Below are 19,570 nucleotides of genomic sequence, written 5' to 3' on the forward strand. Positions count from 1 at the left end.
TCTCTTTTTTACGCGTACGGCTGACAGAAATCAACGTTCGACCGTACGGTTCCAGCGTGTCGTCCATTGCGCCCGATTGGGATTGATAGCAGTCCAGTCCATGACCAGCATGTTTTCGACGGCTTTCGCACCATACGGCACCTTTTTGGCGACTTCAGGCGAGAGTTCTACCGTCTTGTTGGTAGGTCCCCAGCCCTCGGACTCGGCAAGCAGGGCCTGATTTTCAGGACGCACCAGGAACTCGATAAAAGCCTGGGCTAATTCCGGTTCTGGACTTTTGTCGATCGCGCAGGCGGCGATCTGCAGGGAAACCGCGCCTTCCTTGGGGTAGACCATCTCTACTGGAAAGCCGGTATTCTTAAGCGCCTGGACTCGACCGCTTCCGTGCGCGGCAAGTATCACGCTCCCGTTCTGGAACATCTCCGCCAATTTGCCGGGTGCAGGCTCCCATGAGACGACGTTCGGCTGCGCCTCCTCAATCATGGCCTTGAAGCCGGGCTCAATATTCTTTTCACCACCTCCGCGCAATCGCGCAAACACGACCAGTGTGTGCAAACCATACGTATTGGTGATCGATGGGATCACCACTTTCTGTTTGAATTGCGGATCGACCAGCGCTTCCCATGAATCCGGCGGGGGCAGACCCAGTTTCTTGAACGCCTCGGTGTTATATGCCAAGCCTGTAGCCACCAGCCCTATACCCACAGCCTTGCCGTCGATATTCGACATCGAATACAGATCCTTGTAGGTTTCCGGTTTGACGGGCGTACAGAATCCTAATTGAAGCGCCTGCCACATCGGGCCATCATCAATCAACGCAACGCCTATCTCGGGTTTTTTTCGTTGAGCTTGCAGCTTGGCCAGCGTTTCTGTCGAGGTTCCGGTGACCTGGACGACCTTGGTCCCGGGATGCTCTTTTTCGAAGGCGGGGAAAATCTTCTCCTTCATCAGCTTTTCGGTCGACCCACCATTCGCAGCCACATAAAGCGTGGACTCAGCCCAGACAGCCGAAGTGCACAGGGTGGCAAGAATGGCTGCCGTGAGTTTCATACGTAAATGCATATACATCTCCTTGAATGGGACGACCGGATGAGCACGGTGAAACACTGCTGCAAGGAGATTGTGCTAGGCGCCGCCTCATGCGGTCAAATGCAAATAAAGGCCGCATCAATAAATTTTTGGTATGCACCGAACACCATCGACGTGCCGTTGCACGGGACCGGCTTGGAGTGGGCGAGCGCTTCATGTCGTGAGGTTTCATGTACTTGACACATTGGTCACGTAAAGTCCGTGCCTATTGATGCAACCCACGGAAGAACTCATGAACGTTACGCGTCGCGGCATACTGGCACTCAGTTCCGCCTTGATCATTTCCCCTCTCTCCATCGGCTCGACGGCCCTGGCCCAAGAGGCCGATAAGCGCCGCGTCATCACGGTGGCCGTCCAACAAATCGTGAATTCGGGATCGCTGGATCCTTTGCGCGAACAAAGTAATGTGGGCAGCCGGCTCTTGCCCATGATCTATTCCAGCCTGATCGAGCTGGACGCCCAGGGCGACTTGTCGCAAAAGCCGGGCGTGGCTGAATCCTGGAAGCGGATTGACGATAGAACCATCGAAATCAAACTGCGCAAAGGCGTGCGCTTTCATAACGGCCAGGAATTGACTGCGGAAGATGTGGCGTTCAGCTTCGGCCCCGAGCGCATGTTTGCGGACACCCAAGCACGCCGCCCCGACCAGGATGACAAGACCATCGCCGTGGACAATGGCAAGAAGCAGATGACGACGGCAGGCAGCACCATGGCAGCGCCTCCCCCGGAAGTTACGGCAATTGCCAGGCGTCTATGGCCATCGCTGGAAGCGGTCAAGGTGGTGGATGCGCACACGGTCCACTTCGTGAACGCCGTAGCGGATCTGACACTCGAGGGACGCATCGCTCGTCTAGGCTCAGAAATCGTCTCAAAACAAGCCTACCTGGCTTCAAAAAACTGGAATGAATGGGCGCAGGCGCCCGTCAGCGCCGGACCCTTCAAGGTCAAAAGCTTCAAACAGGATCAATCCCTGACGTTGGCAGCCCACGACGACTATTTCGGCGGCAAGCCCAATGTGCGCGAAATCCGTTATGTGGTCGTGCCGGAAGTGTCTTCGCGCATCAACGGCCTGCTGTCGGGTCAATATGATTTCATCACGGACATCCCGCCGGACCAGATCAAAACCGTGGAAGCCAATCCAAAGTTCGAGGTGGTCGGCGGCCCCGTCCTGAACCATCGCATCATGGTGTTCGACACCAGCCACCCCATACTGGCCAACCTCAAGATACGCCAGGCGCTCACGCATGCAATTGACCGGGACGTCATCGTACAGGCGCTCTGGGACAATCGCACCAGCGTGCCTGCCGGCTTGCAGTGGGAGTACTACGGCGACATGTATCTTCAAGACTGGCGTGCCCCCGAATTCGATCTTGAGCTGGCGAAAAGATTGGTGAAAGAATCAGGATACAAGGGCGAGCCTATTCCTTACCGTGTCATGAACAACTACTACACCAATCAAGTGCAGACCGCGCAGATTCTGGTGGAGATGTGGCGCGCTGCCGGCTTGAACATTGAACTGCAAATGAAGGAAAACTGGCAGCAGGTGTGGGACCGAAGCAGTCCTCGCGGCATCCGCGACTGGTCCAACTCCGCGCCCTATAGCGATCCAGTCAGTTCGCTGGTCAACCAACATGGACCCAACGGTCAACAACAGCAAAACGGCGAATGGACCAATGCCGAGTTCAACACGCTGTCTTCCGTCCTGGAAACGTCGGTCGATGCCGCGCAGCGCCGTAAGACCTTCCAGCGCATGTTGGAAATCAGCGAACGTGAAGATCCGGCGTACACAGTGCTGCACCGTACCGCCCTGTTCTACGGCAAACGTAAAGATATCGACTGGAAATGGTCACCCACTTTCACGATGGACTTTCGCGCCAGCAATATCAAGTTCGACAAACCATGAACGCGACCCTACTGCTACGGCCGCCGCTAAGACGCAGCGCGGACACTACACCGGCCCTATCACCGCGATATCAGCCGACGCAATTGGAACTGCCTTATCGTCCTTCGGGTGATGTGTCGCCGCAAACTGAGCCGCTGCCGTCGTTGCAGCAAGTGCAATCGCCTGCACTGATAAGCATCCGCAATCTGCGTGTAAGCTTCGAGCAAAACGGCCGGATAGTGCCGATACTGCACGGTATTGACCTGGAGATTCAACAAGGCGAAGCCGTCGGCATCGTCGGCGAATCCGGGTGTGGCAAAAGCATTACGTGGTTGGCCATCCTGGGCCTGCTGGGCAAGCAGGCCCGCGTCGAAGGCTCCGCGCGTTTGAAGGACCAGGAAATCCTGAATGCCACGCCGCAAGCCATCACCCAGATCCGTGGCAAGCGTATAGCCATGATTTTCCAGGATCCGTCCTCGTCCCTGAATCCAGCCCACCGCATCGGCACGCAGGTGGCCGAAGCCGTTGCCCTGCACCAGGGGCTGGGCCGACAAGCCGCTAAAGCCGAGGCAAAGCGCCTGCTTGAACGCGTGCGTATCCCGAACGCAGCACAGCGGCTTCAGGCCTATCCGCATGAACTTTCCGGAGGCATGAATCAGCGCGTCATGATCGCCATCGCATTGGCGGGCAAGCCGGATCTGCTGGTTGCCGACGAACCCACGACGGCGCTGGACGCCACCGTCCAGGCGCAGATCATTGATCTGCTGAAGGAAATTCGGGTCGATTCCGGCATGGCGCTGGCTCTGATCTCGCATGACCTGGGCGTGATTGCCGATGTCAGCGACCGCGTCATGGTGATGTATGCCGGACGCGTCGTCGAATCCGCCGCCACCGACAGGCTGTTCTCGGCACCCATGCACCCTTATACCCGTGGACTGATCGCCGCCCTGCCCGACCTCGAGTCTGAGAACGGCCGTCTGGAAGCGATCATGGGCACCGTACCGGAAGCCGGTAAACTGCCCAGCGGGTGCGGTTTCCGGCCCAGGTGCCAGCATGCCAGCGATAGTTGTGCCAGTGCGGTGCCGCCCTTGCTCCCGATGGTTCAAGGCCATCACGTTGCCTGTCTCAAGGCGGATGTCCAATGACGGCTTTGCTCAGCGTCAACAACCTGGCACGCCATTACGCAGTGCGGAAATCCGGCGCATGGTTTGGTCAACGTGACGTACTGCGCGCGGTCGATGGCGTCAGCTTTGAGCTCGCGGCAGGCAGGACCCTGGGACTGGTCGGCGAGTCGGGCTGCGGCAAATCCACCACGGCCAAGATGGTGCTGGGCTTGCTGGCTCCCAGTCGGGGCAACGTGCAGTTCGAAGGGGCGGCAGTGCCTCACAAACGCACCTCGGCTTGGCGCCAACTGCGCAAACGAATGCAAATGGTCTATCAGGACCCCCTCAGCGTCCTGGATCGCCGCCTGCCGGTCATCAACCAGGTTACCGAGCCGCTGATCGTGCTCGGCGGCGCTAGCGCCTCTGATCAGAAACACCAAGCCCGCGAAATCATGGCAGCCGTTGGACTCACACCGCACTTGTTCGAACGCTATCCGCATGAGCTGTCGGGTGGACAACGCCAACGCGTTGTGTTGGCGCGCGCCTTGATCTTGAAGCCCAGCCTGCTGGTTTGCGATGAGCCGATTTCCGCGCTGGACGTATCTATTCAGGCACAAGTGATCAATTTGCTGGGCGATCTGCAGCAAAAGCTTGGCGTGGCCATGCTGTTCATCAGCCATGACCTGAAAGTGGTGCGCCACGTCTGCGATGACGTCGCCGTCATGTATCTGGGCAGGATCGTCGAGCAAGGATCCGCCGAACAATTATTTCGTGATCCAGCGCACCCCTATACCCGCGCGCTGATTTCAGCCATCCCTTCCCCGAGGCGCAAACAGCAAACCCAACGGATTATTCTGCAGGGCGAGCCGCCGAACCCTATCCAGGTGCCCAGTGGCTGTGCGTTTCACCCGCGCTGCGCACACGCCACCGCCGTCTGTCGGGAAATTCGCCCCGAACTCGCGATCGTGGACGGCGCGCGCCGGGTCGCCTGCCATTTACACGCCACGACTGTTCCCCATACTTAGGACCACCCCATGCTGGCTTACCTTGCGTCTCGCGGGCTACGGTCGTTATTGACGATCTTTTTAGTCCTTAGTTTTGCCTTTGTCATTTTGCGGATGTCGGGCGATCCCGCCCTGATCATCCTGTCGCCCGATGCGCCACCGGAAGCGATTGAAGCCTTCCGTAAAAGCTGGGGGCTGGACGTTCCCTTGTGGCAGCAATTTGTTGGCTACTTTGTCAGCCTGGCCCAGGGGAACTTTGGCGAATCCATGCGCGATGGCACCCCGGCCATGCAACTGGTTATCGACGCCATCCCGGCCACCCTGGCCATCGCTCTGCCCGCCTTCCTGCTGCATTTGCTCATCGGCATTCCCACCGGAATTTTCGCAGCCCTGCACCGCGACTCTTTCGTTGACCGGGCTGTCATGAGTCTGTCGGTTGCCGGGCACTGCCTGCCCAGCTTCGTTCTAGGCCTGGTACTGGTACTGGTTTTTTCCGTCAGTTTAGGCTGGCTGCCCAGTGGAGGCTACGGTACGCCGGGGCATGCCGTACTGCCAATCCTGACACTGAGCGTTGGGGGCGCCGCCGTGCTGGCACGGTTTACGCGGTCCGCCATGCTGGAAGTCCTGGGCCAGCCCTATATCCGGGCGGCCTGCGCCAAGGGATTGACGTGGCGCCAGGTCGTGATCCGCCATGCCCTGCCCAATGCCGCCATGCCCATGATCACGATAGCCGGTCTCATGCTGGGCGGCCTGGTAGCCGGCGCGGTAATCGTAGAAAGTGTTTTTTCCTGGCCAGGCATCGGTCGCCTGATCGTCTCGGCCGTTTCCAATCGGGATCTGTCGGTGGTTCAGGCGGCCCTGCTGCTCATCACCATCACCATGGTCCTGTCCAATCTAATCGTAGACGCTGTGTATTGCCTGGTCGACCCGCGCCTGCGTAGCGCCTCATCCAAGGCGGGGGTCTGAACAATGAAACTCTCTTCATCGATTATGACCGCCGAAGTGCCGTCTATGGAATACACGGTTCCCGCGAGACGCGTCAGCCCTGTGGCGCTGTTTCTGCGCGACTGCTCGCCATTGGTCCTGGCGGGCATGGGGTGGATAGTCGGCATGTTGATCATTGCCTTGCTGGCCGACCTGCTCGCTCCGTCTACCTATAGTGCACTGGATCTGAAAGCCCGGCTGCAACCGCCCGCCTTTTTCGGCGGCACCCGCGCACATTGGCTCGGCACCGACGAACTGGGCCGCGATGTCCTTTCGCGCTTGATCATTTCGATTCAGATCAGCTTATTGATTGCGTTTGCCAGCACGATGATTTCCGCGCTGATCGGCGTTGTCCTGGGTTTTTTGGCCGCCCATTTTCGCGGCTGGGTGGAACAACTGGTCCTGACACTGATCGACTTTCAGGCGTCCATGCCCTTCATGATCATTGCCCTGGCCGTCCTGGCCTTCTTCGGTAATACGCTGACTTTGTTCATTTGCCTGATGGGTTTCTACGGCTGGGAACGTACCGCCCGGATCACCCGCAGCCTGACCATTGCAGCCAACGAACAAGGCTACGCCAGCGCGGCTCACGATATCGGCGCCTCGCCATGGCGCGTATACGGGCGGCACGTTCTGCCCAATATCGCCAGCACGATTATCGTGAGCATCACCCTGACTTTCCCCGAAGTCATTCTGCTTGAATCGGGGCTGTCATTCCTGGGCCTGGGCGTGCAACCACCATTGACCAGTCTTGGGAATATGGTTGGATACGGACGCGAGTATCTGCAATCCGCGCCCTGGATCCTGCTGGCACCCAGCGCCATCATTGTTCTGACTACCTTTTTTATCAGCCTGGTGGGCGACTGGCTTCGCGACCATCTCGATCCGACCCTGCGTTGATCCTACCTATAAGAGAACCATAGTGACCAAACCAAAGAAAAACGTCCTGTTGATTGTTGTTGACCAATGGCGCGGCGACACGTTGGCCAAACTTGGCCACCCGGTTATCAAGACCCCGAACATTGACGCACTCGCCGAGCAAGGCGTAACGTTTGCGCGCCATTTCACCCAAGCCGTACCCTGCGGTCCAGGCCGTGCATCGCTACTGACGGGTCTCTACATGATGACCCATCGCGCGGTGCAAAACACAATTCCTCTGGATGCCCGTCATACGAATATCGCCATGGAAGTGCGCAAGGCAGGCTACGAGCCCGCCCTGGTCGGCTACACCACGACTACTCCTGATCCCCGCCACGTTGACGCGCAAGACCCACGATTCAAGGTATTGGGCGGCGACATGGAAGGATGGAGGCCGGTTGGCTCATGGGGTTTGAAGATGGAGGCCTATTTCGCCTGGCTGGCGGCCCAGGGCTTTCCCATGCCCGACAACCCCTGGGACATCTGGCTGCCGCAAGGCCAGACCGACGCTGACCAGGGCGCCACCAACAAGCCCAGCGCGGTTCCTGCCGAACTGTCCGACACAACCTGGTTTACTGACCGGGCCATCGAATACTTGCATGGAGTGCAAGATAAGCCCTGGTTCTTGCATCTGGGCTACTACCGCCCGCATCCGCCTTTTTCCGCCCCGGCTCCGTACCACCAGATGTACGATCCCGCGGATTGCCCCTCGCCCATACGCGCCGCATCGGTTGATACCGAGGCCGAACAGCACCCCTTGCTGGAGTTCTACCTGGACAATATTGAACGCAAGAAATTTTTCCAGAACGGCGACGGCCTGGGCTGCAGCATGGACGACGCAGAAATTCGACAGATGCGCGCCACCTACTACGGGCTGATGAGCGAGGTGGATGCACAACTGGGCCGCGTGTTCGACTACCTGAAGAAAACAGGCCAGTGGGACGACACCTTGATCGTATTCACCAGCGACCACGGTGAACAGTTGGGCGACCATCACCTGCTGGGTAAACTGGGCTACTTTGATCAAAGCTATCATATCCCTATGATTATCCGGGATCCCGCCAAGTCGGCCGATGCCACGCGCGGCAGTATTGTCGAGCGTTTCACCGAAACGATAGACACCATGCCCACCCTGCTGGACTGGCTGGGCCTGCCCGTACCGCGCACCTGCGACGGCTATTCCTTGTTGCCGTTCGTCCATAACGGCACCGCCCCGGCAGACTGGCGCACTGAAGTCCATTACGAATTCGATTTCCGTAATATTTTTTATTCCAAGCCCGAAGAAGCCCTGGGCCTGAAAATGGATGAATGCGCTCTATCGGTGATCCAGAACGAACATTACAAATATGTCCACTTCGCCGCCTTGCCGCCTTTGTTCTTTGATCTGCAGAAAGACCCGGATCAACTTCATAACGTGGCGCAAGACCCTTCTTATACACATCAGGTATTGACTATGGCAGGAAAAATGCTCAATTGGAAATTGCTACACGCCGACCGCACGCTCACCGGATATGCCGCATCGCCGGCCGGATTGACTTCACGATGAGCGCGGCCCGACTCGTCGCTTCGCGCAAGGCCTTGATATTCGACCTGGACGGCACGCTGGTCGACACCCAACCCGATATTCGCAAAGCAATCAATGGCGCATTGCGCGATTGTGGCTTCGAGGAAATGGCCGAGGATGCAAAGGTACCCAATCTTCACGCCACCTTGCCCGTTATTCTTAGTGCCGTCATGGAACAGCGGGGCATCTGCACATCGTCCATGGAAGCGTTACGCCTGTCCTATATAAAACACTACCGGGGGCAGGCCCATGCCGGCTCAGTGATCTATCCGGGTGTCATGGAGCTACTTAACGCCCATCAGGACCGCGGCGGCATCATGGCGGTGTGCACCAATAAAAATCGGGCGGATGCGCTGAACGTACTGGAGCGCTGCAATATTTTGCCCTTCTTCCAGTACGTGACAGGCGGCGACACCACCGCTCATCCCAAGCCCCACCCGGCGCCTCTGGCGCACACACTGCAACAGCTGCAAACCGACTCCGCGGACGCCATTCTTATCGGTGATACTCATGCCGATGCTTTGTGCGCTCAGAGTGTGCAAACCGGTTTTGTGCTGCATGTGGCCGGGTATGGCGGCCAGAAGGCGCTGGACTGCCCTAACGATGCGCAGTTCCACCGTTACTCGGAGCTTCAAAGCAGATAGTCACCTCCCGCCGCCACACCGGTTAAGTGATATCATTCTGTCACTTGCATTACATCAGAGTATGCAGTGGTCCTTGAATAGTCAGGGGGTTTGCAAGCAGCCCACCTTCTATGAGACATCGCGCGCTCACACCCATAACTGGATCGCATTCCGCTAGAAACAAATTAATGATTCTGGCTATCGTTCTGTTGAAATATTCAAGAAAAGGAAAGCTGTGAGAGCCGTCGACAGAATTTTTTCGGTGCTTGACGCTTTTACACCGAGTCAGCCGAAACTGACGCTACAAGAAATCAGTGATCGTATCTCGCTTTCAAAAGCAACCACGTTCAGATTAGTCAACAGCCTGTACGACGCTGGCTATCTTGTCCGACTGGATGATCAAAAATACTGTTTGTCGATGAAACTCATCAAACTGGCTGGCGTCGTAGCGACTGGTCTGAGTATTCGTGACATCGCGCATCCGATAATGGTGGGCATTGCCGATCAGACTGGAGAGACCATTAGTCTGAATACCGCCGTCGGGCGCGAACGCGTCTGCATCGATGTCGTTGAATCCAGCTCTCGCTTAATGCATATTGTGAATCTGGGTGAGCATGCCCCATTGTATTTCGGTGCTACTGGAAAGGTACTTCTCTCGAACCTGTCCCAGGACGAGCAGGCCACCGTTCTAAAAACATTACCGGCCGACTTTCCCCTCACCGCCAAAAAACTTAAAGCCCAACTGGATGAAATTCATACGCAACGCTACGCAGTCACCAGGAGCGAACGCGTCATTGGGTCTCTAGCAATTTCTGTAGCCATATTTGACATCAATGATCAGGGAAAATTCGCCATAACACTTACCGGTCCTGAAGAACGGATGAAAATCCAGGAAGAGCGAAACCTCGACCTTATGCTTACCGCACAAAGAGAGGTTTCTTCCAAAATGGGATCCAGCCTTTTTTCACCCAATCTGCAATAAAACAACTTCCCTGCCCTACGTGTGCCAAAGGCAATGGGTAAGCAAGTTATAGCTCAACCCTGAGTCGCTTCAATTTGTCCTCATCCAGCGTCACCCCAAGCCCCGGTTTGTCGCCGATGAAAAGATGCTTACCTTTTCTGGGTATTGGTTCAGTGACGATATCCTCAGCGAGCACCTCATTGATGCCAACGGCGATCGGGCCCTCTAACAGCGGGCCAGGCCACGAGGTAGCAAGATGAATAGCCGCCGCCGACACTACGCTTGCTCCCGGATGGTTGCCGGGAAAAATCCTCATTCCACCCGCCGAGCCTATTTCCCATAAGCGTTTACACGCCCAGGCACCGCCATTTTTAGCGATCTTTGTTTGGAACACGCTGGCTGCCTTCATAGAGATCACTTTCAAGAGATCATAGTCGGAGGATACCGCCTCGTCAGCCATGAACGGAACATTGTAGCGACGTGCCAGCTCTGCCATGCCATCGAGATTGGAGGGGGGTAGCAATTGCTCTACTGCATCGAGTCCCAAGTGCTGAACCCGATTCATGAAGCGTAAAGCGCCGGCCCAATCCATACCACTGTTGCCGTCGGCACGAATGATCGCCTTGTCACCAAAGGCGTCCACAACTTTCTCTACCACACCCGCATCGCGATCCGGATCATTGCCAACTTTAATGGTAAAGCTTGTAAACCCTTTTTCTATCCAGTTTCTGACGTCGTCAAGCAAGGCTTCTTCATCCTCGGATATGCCCAGTGTGATGCCGGCACACACCGAGTCTCGAGCCTTACCACCCAATAACTGATACGCTGGTATACCAAGAACCTTGCCCTGAAGGTCGAGAAGAGCATCAGAGATTGGAGCCAGCGCATAGTTGGAACTCCAGACGCAGTCCCTGAGTTCGCCAAGAATCGATGCATGATTAAACACATTCTTGCCAATCAAGCGGGGAGCGAATTGTTCCTGGATTATCGAAATAAGGCTTCTTAAGGTATCCCGACTGCCTTGGCGCAACCACGCCTGTGTTTCGCCGATACCCACCAGGCCCGATGTTGTGTGCATTTTGAGCACGAGCACATCAATTCCCGGACGTGGGGCACCAAATGCTATCTTGAAGTCGGTTTTAAAAGGTAACCGAAGAGGAATCAACTCAAGCTCACGAATAACCCCAGCCTGGAAGGCATCTGATTTCACCCAATTGGCGGGCTCGGAATGTTGGCTAACTTGAATATCACTGTTGCTGAGTTTCATGGCTGTCCTCTAGTAAAGCGCTTAACGAGTAAATGTCACTAGTGCTTAAAAGGCTTTCGACACACTCAAGAATGGCAACTTGCTGGCCCGTAGAAATGTGTCCTGCGGTCAGAAGCAAAAACTTGTCTTTTATCTCCGGTCTGTGAAGTGGGTTCGCCGCCGAACCGGAGCAATCTTGTATGGTGTGCGTCAGCGTCCGACCATCACGCAGATTGATGGTGATTGAACCCGCGTACTTCTGTGGAAAAAGCCTGTCTAATTCGTCGCTGACAACGCCAGAGATAGCATCGGCTACATTAAGCAACACGGAAGAGCGCAAACGACTTTCGCCGAACTGTGTGGGATCCCCGGCATCGGCGCACAAAGCGACAGCCAGAGAAAACGGAAGAGAGTACTGAGCCGACATCACTGACTCAGGTCTGTATTCCATATGGCCGGATATCATGTGCCTGGACCCATACGCCTTGACCGCGAGAATATCGTCGACGGAGAAAGAGTTATGTGCCTTCAGATATTTGATCGCATCGATAGCTGAGTGAAACAGTCGGCAGCATGCGTAAGGTTTGATACTGATCTCGTCGACAATCCACCTCTGGCCGAGATTTTCCAGAATCTTGTCCTTATCGGCGCTTGAGGAATTGGTCGCTACGTAGCCTCTCGGGCGGTCCAGTGTTTCCCTCGGACCTGTAAAGCCCAACCTCGCCAATTTGGCTGCTACAACGCCACTGTGAGCCGGCCAACCCGCATGCAAACGCTTGACCATCGTTCCCATGGCGTCCTCGGTGAAGGCCATGCTTCCGGAATGAAGTGACGTCGCAATACCCCACGCAATATTCAGTTCGGCGCCGCTTAAACCAAGCAGTTTGGCAACGCCAGCACATGCCCCGAACACGCCATGGTTAGCGGTAGGATGCCAGCCTCGTGCCATAAAGTCCGGATCGAAGGCAGCGCCTATTCTGCCCATGGCTTCGTAACCAGTGATGATCGCAACAATAGTTTCTTGCGGGGTGCTCTTCCGCTCTTGTGCAATGGCCAGCACGGCGGCAAATACTACCGCGCCTGGGTGGCTGACGGAAGCCTCATGCGTATCATCGAGCTCTATTCCATGTGCCATGGTTCCATTGACCAGGGCTGCCAGATCTGCGCTTGTACGGTGTGCTCCGTAAATTAGCGAAGGTCCGCTTGCGTTTTGTTCTTGCGCATACTTAAGAAGTATTTGCGTCCAGGGAAGCTTCCTGCCGGCAATTGACACCGCAAGATGATCTATTAGCAGATCAATACATCGTTCCCTGGTTGAGGACGGTATATCCTCGTAGGCTAGCGACATTAAAAAGCCCGCCAGCTGTTGCGTAATCGTTGGAGTTACCATGATAAACCCTGAGAGTGACCCGTTTAACGTTATCCGCCGCCACAAGTCCGCAATAGTGCAGAAGAACCGGTCAGGCTTTAACTAAAGCCTGACCAGCTCAACTGGCTACTATCAGCGACTTGGTTTTCCGACTTACGATGGAGTGACGCCGGCCGCTTTTGCTGCCGCCTTCCAAAACTCCAACTCAAGATTAAAGAACTTGTTCATTTCCTCGGGTGTGCCACCCAGGGGCATTACGCCAAGCTCATCAAACCTTTTGATGACATCGGGCATCTTGAGAATCTCATTCACTTCTTTGTTGATCAACGTGACCACATCTTTCGATATACCCGCCGGCCCTGATAGACCTAACCAATAGTCGGAGACCAGTCCAGTCAGCCCAAACTCTTCCAGCGTTTCCGCTTCTTGCATTTTGCTGGATCGCTTTGCAGACGTAACAAATAGCGGGGTGACAGCACCGCTTTTTACATGGGCCTGTAACGATGAAATGGTGCCGAAGTACGCGTCGATATTGCCACCCAGCAGATCCTGCAAGGCAGCGCCGCCCCCCTTATAGGGAATATGATTCAGCTTGATGCCTGCGCGCTCTGCGATGACTTCCATGAGCAAATGGTGAATCGAACCAACCCCAGCTGAACCGTAAGCAAATTCCCCCGGCTTTTTCTTGGCGTACGCCACCAATCCTGCTATGTCCTTGACCTCGTTCAAAGAAGACCGCACCCCCATAAGATTGGGAGCCGAAGCAACGAGCACGATGTGTTCATGATCCTTTTTATAGTCATAAGGTAGCGACTCCTGTACAGATGGATTCGTGGTGTTCATGCTGTTAGTAAGCAGCAACGTGTATCCATCCGGCTTAGCTTTCGCAACGGTATTAGACGCAATGATGGTGTTGGCGCCGGGTTTGTTATCGACGACTACCGGAACATTCAAACGAGCGGACAAATGCTTGGCGATTTCGCGGGCCACAGAATCGCTGGAAGCGCCAGGGGTGAGGCCGACTACCAAGGTAATAGGCCGCTCGGGATATGCCGCGGTCTGCGACTGCGCCTGAGTCGATAAAGTCAGCACAGCGGCCGTAGTGGCCACATATAAAATTTTCTGGATGGTCTTACGCATCTTGTCTCCCTTACTGTTTTGATAACTGATATGTCAGTCAATACTCGATTAGAACCCGATTTTAGGTTTCATTAGATGAAACGAAGTCCATTCTTATATCATAATGCTTTAATGAAACGGCCATTGCAATAGATGTTTCCCCTAACCTCTGCCTCGAGAACAATGCCATTACTGCGCACCCTGGCACTGGCAACACGGCGCCACGTTTAGAGCACGGTAGCCGTAGTCGGAATATCGGATGCTTTGCGCCGGCCAGAATTTCGTGTATGCTTTTAATGAAACCAGTTTTAGTACACGAAACTTATATGTTCGCGCCGAAAACGCGATGAACTGTGTGGCGCATCAACAAGAGAATTATCATGAACTTTGATCTCAACCCAGACGACCAGGCATTTGCTGACTCGGTTCGACGCTTTGCCAAAGACAAACTCACTGACGGCACACTCGAACGAGCGCACTCCCCCCACTATCCCTGGGACATTGCAAAAATGCTGGCTGAACAAGGCCTGTTTGGTATTGCATTTACAGAAGACGACGGCGGACAGGGCGGCACACTGATGCAAGCCGTGCTTGCCATCCAAGAGATTGCCCTGATATGTCCCAAAAGCGCCGACATCGTGCAGGCAGGAAACTTCGGTCCCATCCGTACATTTGTCGAGTATGCGACCGCCGAACAAAAAGAGCGTTTTCTGCCTGATCTTCTGGGCGGAAAAAAACTGATTTCATTAGGCATGACGGAACCTGACGCCGGCTCCGCGGTCACCGAACTACGCACCACGGCACGCGCGGACGGTGACGAATATGTCATCAACGGCACAAAGATCTTCTCAACGCACAGTCCCGAAGCAGAGCTGTTCCTCATCTACCTGCGTTTCGGCCCCGGCCTGGACAATATCGGTTCGGTGCTGGTCGAAAAAGGCACCCCGGGATTTACCGTAGGTAACCCGTCGAACTTCATGAACGGCGAGCAATGGAGCCAGCTGTATTTTGAGGACGCCCGCATTCCCGCCAGTAATTTGCTCCTGGGACCTGGTGGTTTCAAAAAACAGATTTCAGGCTTTAATGTCGAGCGCCTTGGCAACGCCTCGCGCTCTTTGGCTTTGGGCCGTCATGCATTCAACATCGCTCGTGAACATGCAATGAATCGCAAGCAGTTTGGCCGTGCGCTCTGCGAATTTCAAGGTCTCCAATGGAAGTTCACCGACATGGCCATGCGTCTCGAACAAGCGCAATTGCTCCTGTATAAAGCTGCAATGGAGGGGGAGCACAGCTTGCCCAGTGCACAAAGCACGGCCATGGCGAAACTGGCCTGTAACGAAGCTGGCTGGTTCGTTGCCAATGAAGCACTGCAGGTGATGGGCGGCATGGGCTTCAGCCAGGAAGCCATTGTCGAGTATTGTGTACGCCGCATCCGCGGCTGGATGATTGCGGGCGGTTCGATCGAGGTATTGAAGAACCGTATTGCCGAGGGCGTCTTCGGTCGTTCGTTCTCGCAACGAGCCCCGAAAGCACAGTAGCGCCCAACGCGGCGCATTACGCCAGTCGTCTTTGATTGACGCACTGAACAGAAATTATCTGGAGATAGCGATGGATTTAGGTATCAAAGACAGGGTTGCAGTAATAACGGGGGGCGTGCAAGGCATTGGCCTTGAAGTAGCGCGCGAGCTGGCGCGAGCTGGGGTGAACCTGGTCCTTGCCGACGTGAACGCAGCGGCCGGCAGCGATGCGGTAAGCGAATTAAGCAAATCGGTCACGGCAGAATTCGTACTGACCGATCTCACCCAACCTGAATCTGTAAAGGGCATGATAGACGTCGCCATGCAAAAATTCGGTCGAGTCGATTTCTTTGTGAACTGCGCTGCCATCCTCGACGACAAGACGTTCGAAGAGTCATCGCCAGATGACTGGAAACGAATGCTGGATGTGTGCCTGTTGGGGCCCATGCACTGTTTGCATAATGTTCTGCCAATCATGAAGGCCCAGGAATTCGGTCGCATCGTGTGCTTTTCATCAGACTCCGCCCGTATCGGCCAAGCCCGGCTGTCTTACTACGCAGCCGCCAAAGCCGGCGTCACCACATTGGTAAAGTCCATCGCCCAGGAAATGGGCCAGCACGGGATCACGGCCAACATTGTGTCACCCGGTGCAACAAACACGCCCTTGCGCATGAGACGCGAAGAAGCGCTACGCGAACAAATGGGCGAAGAGAAATACCAGCGCAGGGTGAAAACGGTTGAAAAAATGTACCCCTTGCGTCGCATCGGAGAACCTTCAGACATCGCGCCCATGGTGGCGTTCCTTCTCAGCGAGCACGCAAGCTGGATGACTGGTCAGGTGATCAGCATCAACGGCGGCTTTACGATGGTGTAACGGAAATGAACTTTGAATTAACGACAGAACAACGCCAGCTCCAGGACGCGGCAATCCGACTCTCGCAGAATAAACTGATGCCAATTCTGGCGGCCCATCCAAAAAGTGTGTCATTGTCCAAGCCCGTCATGCTGGACATATTCAAGATTCTGGCGGAATTCGGGCTCACCGGCGCGCGCGTTCCAGAAGAGCTTGGCGGCAGCGGGCTAAGCATGCTCGACTACGGCCTTGTATTCGAACAGCTGCCACCGGTTATCGCTTTGGCGCTCATTGCCCATGACGGCACCACGTCACGCCTTTGTGCAAGCGGCGTCGCCCAAGACTCTCCCCAGCTGATCGAAGACCTCCTGACGGGCAAGAAGATCGCATGTACAGCGTCCACCGAACCGACCACCGGATCTGATCCTCGCAGCGTCAAGTTGCGCATTCGCGAATCGGACGACGGCAAAACAGCGTTCCTGTCGGGCACTAAGCAATGGATCACCAACGGCACTATCGCTGACGTCGCCTTCGTGACGGGCAAACTGGACGGTAACGGCGAGCTTCAGCGCTATCTTGTAGAACACGCCGTGTCGCCGTACACCGCTACCGAGATCCCATGTATTGGTTTGCAGCAAGGCCATCTAAGCGAGCTGATGTTCGACCAGGTGCCGGTGCCGCTCAGCAACGCCATTGGTAACGACAACAGCACAATGAAAACGCTGACGCAAGCCTGGCTCGTCAACCGCCCGCTGCTTGGCCTGCTTGGCCTTAGATCCGCAGAGCGCGCAAAAGAAGCAGCCTTAGAGCATGTGAAAGACCGCATACAATTCGGCTCTGTTCTTGCCAGCAAACAGCTGATGCAGGAAGCGTTGGTCGATATCGAAGCGTCCATTCAGAGCGCACGATTGCTCTGTTACAGTGCGCTGGATGCCGCCGATCGCGGCGTGGCAACCCAAGCGTTATCTGCCATGGCGAAGCGCCAGGGTGTAGCCACCGCCGAAAAGGCCGCCAGCATTGCAATGCGACTTTGCGGCGCGATGGGTCTTGCAATCGAAACAGGCGTGGAACAGCACGCTCGCGACATCAAGATGTTGACCATCCCTGACGGCACCTACGAGATTCTGACTCTCATCGCCGGTCGGGAAATTACCGGTCAAAGCGCTTTCTAAGGATGCCCATGATTATTGAAGAACTTTCCCGATATGCCGCGGATCAACTTGAAACAGGCCTTACCGCCGATGTGTCGCATGCGGCCAAGCGCGCCCTTGTTGACTGGTTCTCCGCACTGTTTCCCGGTACGAAAGTGCAGCCGGCCGCCATCCTGATGCAGGCCCATGCGCATGAGCTGGGAATGGGTCGAGCCAGCCTTCCGGGACTGAAAACCATGGCACTTCCTGCTACAGCGGCATGGATTAATGGTAGTGTTTCCCATGCGGTCGAATTTGACGATATTTTTCGAGATGCCATATATCACCCCGGATGCCCTACCATAGCCGCCGCGCTAGCCGTAGCCGAGCATCGGCAGGCTTCCGGCAAACACCTGCTCGAGGCGATCACAATTGGCTACGAGATTTCCACCCGTATTGGCGTAGCAGTACAGCCGTCACACTACAAGTATTTCCACACTACCGGTACCGTCGGGTGCTTTGGCAGTGCAGCGGCGTCCGCTGCACTGCTTTCCAATCAGCCCAGCGTCACGGCGCACGCCTTAGCCACATCTGCCACCTTTGCTTCAGGCCTGCAACAGGCGTTCCGCTCCGAGGCGATGACTAAAGCGCTGCATGCGGGGCATGCAGCATGGGTGGGTGTAAGCTCCGCATTTGGTGCCGAGAAAGGTCTAACGGGTGTGCTCGACATTCTGGAAGGCGCTGCGGGTTTTGGGGCGGCGTTAGCCGATGGGCCGAACTGGGCTAAGGCCACCGAAGGGCTCGGAAGCCGCTACAACATTGCCAGCATGACCGTTAAGAATCATGGTTGTTGCGGGCACACCTTCGCGTCAATCGACGGGCTGCTTGCCCTACGCGACCAGCATGGCTTCGATATTCAGGCCATTGATCGCATCGAGATCGCAACCTATGCGGCAGGCGTAGAGGTGGCAGGCATCAAAGACCCCAAATCACCGTTCGAATGCAAATTCAGTATTCCGTATGTCGTCGCTCATGCTGCCAAGTACGGGTCCGTCCGCCTTGCCGCGTTCGACACCGACCGTATCTTTGACGAAGAGTTAAGAGCACTGATGCCTCGCATTCAGCTAAAGGCCGATCCCGAACTGACCAGCAAGTTTCCCAACGTCCGTGCCGCCCGGGTTCACGTTTACTTGAAAAACGGTCAAGTCATTGAACACTACCAGCCGTTTCGTATTGGTGACCCCGAAGCACCACTGAGCGACAATCAGATCAGCGAAAAATTCCTGGAGCTTGCCTCACCAGTAATATCCGACGCAGCGGCTACGCAATTGCTGGCACGCCTTTGGTCAATTGATAAGGTAGACGACGTGCGCGCGTTGAACTTAAGCGCGCTATAGCCACCTATGCATAACATAGGGTGCGCCAAAACTCTTTGGCGCACCCTATGTCAGCTTCAGTCGCAAACTGCTGCAGAAAACAGCCCGGCCCCCATCTTCAATGAAATCTCCTTTTGGGCCTGAAGCATCAGCGCCAGATTACACTCTTGCTCATCTCGCATCCGCTCTTCGGGCCCGGTCAGCGTCAGCGCATACATACCTCGGTCGTCCATATCGAAAAGCGCCACCGAAATGGCGAGAGATCCTGCCACGCGTTCGCTTTTGGTAACCGCATAGTAAGATTTCCGAATCTGCGCGAGCCTGGCTTTTAGTTCGGCAGACTCCATGGAAAAATCAGCTGGCAAGGCACTGATAATGGCGGACTGCTCATCTGGAGGCAAATGCGCCAACAGCACCTTGCCTGTGGCGCCATAAAACAAAGGTGCATGCTCCCCCAGATTTACGATGTGCGTCAGACGAGATTCTGCTTCGACAACATCAATGCAGACACGATCTGTTCCTACCACGGCGTTCAGGCTAACCGTTTCGCCTGTTTTTCTCCCAATCTCAACCATCGTCGGACGCGCCATATCGCGAACGCTGAGCCCGCTGGCGACAACACCCGCCAGCTTGACGAGTTTCATGGACAGGCAATACCTCTGATCCTCCAGCTTCACCAGGTAGCCTGCGCCACACAGGCTGTTGACCAAGCGGAATGTCGTTGCTTTGGAAAGCTGGATGCGATCGCCGATTTCCTGCAGCGCGAGCTTGGTTCTGTCGGCGGTGAACGCATCTAGTATCGAGAAAATTCTATTGACAGCCCGCACCGCAG

Annotated in this window: 17 protein-coding genes; 12 read left to right on the forward strand and 5 right to left on the reverse strand. The window is 55.6% G+C overall.

The window, feature by feature from the left end; genetic code table 11:
• Positions 1–30: 30 nt before the first annotated feature.
• Positions 31–1,062, reverse strand: coding sequence for an ABC transporter substrate-binding protein (locus tag CR155_RS13370; protein WP_233214271.1), 1,032 nt, complete (start codon positions 1,060–1,062; stop codon positions 31–33).
• Positions 1,063–1,321: 259 nt separating this feature from the next.
• Between CR155_RS13370 and CR155_RS13375 the strand changes: the two genes are divergently transcribed.
• The 8 genes from CR155_RS13375 to CR155_RS13410 all read left to right on the forward strand — a co-directional run bounded on the left by CR155_RS13375 (position 1,322) and on the right by CR155_RS13410 (position 10,149).
• The gene (locus CR155_RS13375; RefSeq protein ID WP_102070540.1) at positions 1,322–2,992 is read left to right on the forward strand and encodes an ABC transporter substrate-binding protein; all 1,671 of its coding nucleotides are present in this window, start codon (positions 1,322–1,324) and stop codon (positions 2,990–2,992) included.
• Positions 2,989–4,116, forward strand: a complete 1,128-nt coding sequence (locus CR155_RS13380; protein WP_102070541.1) for an ABC transporter ATP-binding protein — start codon at positions 2,989–2,991, stop codon at positions 4,114–4,116. The genes CR155_RS13375 and CR155_RS13380 overlap by 4 nt, the downstream gene beginning before the upstream one ends.
• Positions 4,113–5,099 carry an ABC transporter ATP-binding protein gene (locus tag CR155_RS13385; protein ID WP_102070542.1) on the forward strand — a complete coding sequence of 329 codons (987 nt, stop codon included), beginning with the start codon at positions 4,113–4,115 and terminating at the stop codon, positions 5,097–5,099. The genes CR155_RS13380 and CR155_RS13385 overlap by 4 nt, the downstream gene beginning before the upstream one ends.
• Before the next feature lie 9 nt (positions 5,100–5,108).
• On the forward strand, positions 5,109–6,044 hold the full coding sequence (locus CR155_RS13390; RefSeq protein WP_102070543.1) for an ABC transporter permease: 936 nt from the start codon (positions 5,109–5,111) through the stop codon (positions 6,042–6,044).
• Positions 6,045–6,047: 3 nt separating this feature from the next.
• On the forward strand, positions 6,048–6,962 hold the full coding sequence (locus CR155_RS13395; RefSeq protein WP_233214272.1) for an ABC transporter permease: 915 nt from the start codon (positions 6,048–6,050) through the stop codon (positions 6,960–6,962).
• A gap of 22 nt (positions 6,963–6,984) precedes the next feature.
• Positions 6,985–8,526 (forward strand): phosphoric/sulfuric ester hydrolase PehA, encoded by a 1,542-nt coding sequence (pehA, locus tag CR155_RS13400; RefSeq protein ID WP_102070545.1) that lies wholly within the window; start codon positions 6,985–6,987, stop codon positions 8,524–8,526.
• Positions 8,523–9,188 (forward strand): HAD family hydrolase, encoded by a 666-nt coding sequence (locus CR155_RS13405; RefSeq protein WP_102070546.1) that lies wholly within the window; start codon positions 8,523–8,525, stop codon positions 9,186–9,188. The genes pehA and CR155_RS13405 overlap by 4 nt, the downstream gene beginning before the upstream one ends.
• 214 nt (positions 9,189–9,402) lie before the next feature.
• Positions 9,403–10,149 carry an IclR family transcriptional regulator gene (locus tag CR155_RS13410; RefSeq protein WP_102070547.1) on the forward strand — a complete coding sequence of 249 codons (747 nt, stop codon included), beginning with the start codon at positions 9,403–9,405 and terminating at the stop codon, positions 10,147–10,149.
• A gap of 46 nt (positions 10,150–10,195) precedes the next feature.
• Here the strand turns inward: CR155_RS13410 and CR155_RS13415 are convergent, their stop codons facing one another.
• From CR155_RS13415 to CR155_RS13425, 3 genes are all read right to left on the reverse strand, one after another.
• Positions 10,196–11,395 (reverse strand): mandelate racemase/muconate lactonizing enzyme family protein, encoded by a 1,200-nt coding sequence (locus CR155_RS13415; RefSeq protein ID WP_102070548.1) that lies wholly within the window; start codon positions 11,393–11,395, stop codon positions 10,196–10,198.
• Positions 11,376–12,764: an MmgE/PrpD family protein gene (locus CR155_RS13420; protein WP_102070549.1), complete on the reverse strand. Its 1,389-nt coding sequence runs from the start codon at positions 12,762–12,764 to the stop codon at positions 11,376–11,378. The genes CR155_RS13415 and CR155_RS13420 overlap by 20 nt, the downstream gene beginning before the upstream one ends.
• A 132-nt stretch (positions 12,765–12,896) precedes the next feature.
• Entirely contained in the window at positions 12,897–13,883 is a 987-nt protein-coding gene (locus CR155_RS13425; RefSeq protein ID WP_102070550.1) for a Bug family tripartite tricarboxylate transporter substrate binding protein, read from the reverse strand.
• 359 nt (positions 13,884–14,242) lie between these two features.
• Here CR155_RS13425 and CR155_RS13430 point away from each other — a divergent pair, with 359 nt between their 5' ends.
• The 4 genes from CR155_RS13430 to CR155_RS13445 all read left to right on the forward strand — a co-directional run bounded on the left by CR155_RS13430 (position 14,243) and on the right by CR155_RS13445 (position 18,759).
• Entirely contained in the window at positions 14,243–15,400 is a 1,158-nt protein-coding gene (locus tag CR155_RS13430; RefSeq protein ID WP_102070551.1) for an acyl-CoA dehydrogenase family protein, read from the forward strand.
• 70 nt (positions 15,401–15,470) lie between these two features.
• On the forward strand, positions 15,471–16,253 hold the full coding sequence (locus tag CR155_RS13435; protein ID WP_102070552.1) for an SDR family NAD(P)-dependent oxidoreductase: 783 nt from the start codon (positions 15,471–15,473) through the stop codon (positions 16,251–16,253).
• Positions 16,254–16,258: 5 nt separating this feature from the next.
• The gene (locus CR155_RS13440) at positions 16,259–17,404 is read left to right on the forward strand and encodes an acyl-CoA dehydrogenase family protein (protein WP_102070553.1); all 1,146 of its coding nucleotides are present in this window, start codon (positions 16,259–16,261) and stop codon (positions 17,402–17,404) included.
• A gap of 8 nt (positions 17,405–17,412) precedes the next feature.
• Complete coding sequence (locus CR155_RS13445; RefSeq protein WP_102070554.1) at positions 17,413–18,759, forward strand: MmgE/PrpD family protein; 1,347 nt, start codon at positions 17,413–17,415, stop codon at positions 18,757–18,759.
• Positions 18,760–18,815: 56 nt separating this feature from the next.
• Here CR155_RS13445 and CR155_RS13450 read toward each other — a convergent pair whose 3' ends face one another.
• Complete coding sequence (locus CR155_RS13450; protein ID WP_158238273.1) at positions 18,816–19,565, reverse strand: IclR family transcriptional regulator; 750 nt, start codon at positions 19,563–19,565, stop codon at positions 18,816–18,818.
• Positions 19,566–19,570: the final 5 nt, after the last annotated feature.

This window comes from Pollutimonas nitritireducens (assembly GCF_002849615.1).
Taxonomy (GTDB): domain Bacteria; phylum Pseudomonadota; class Gammaproteobacteria; order Burkholderiales; family Burkholderiaceae_B; genus Pollutimonas; species Pollutimonas nitritireducens.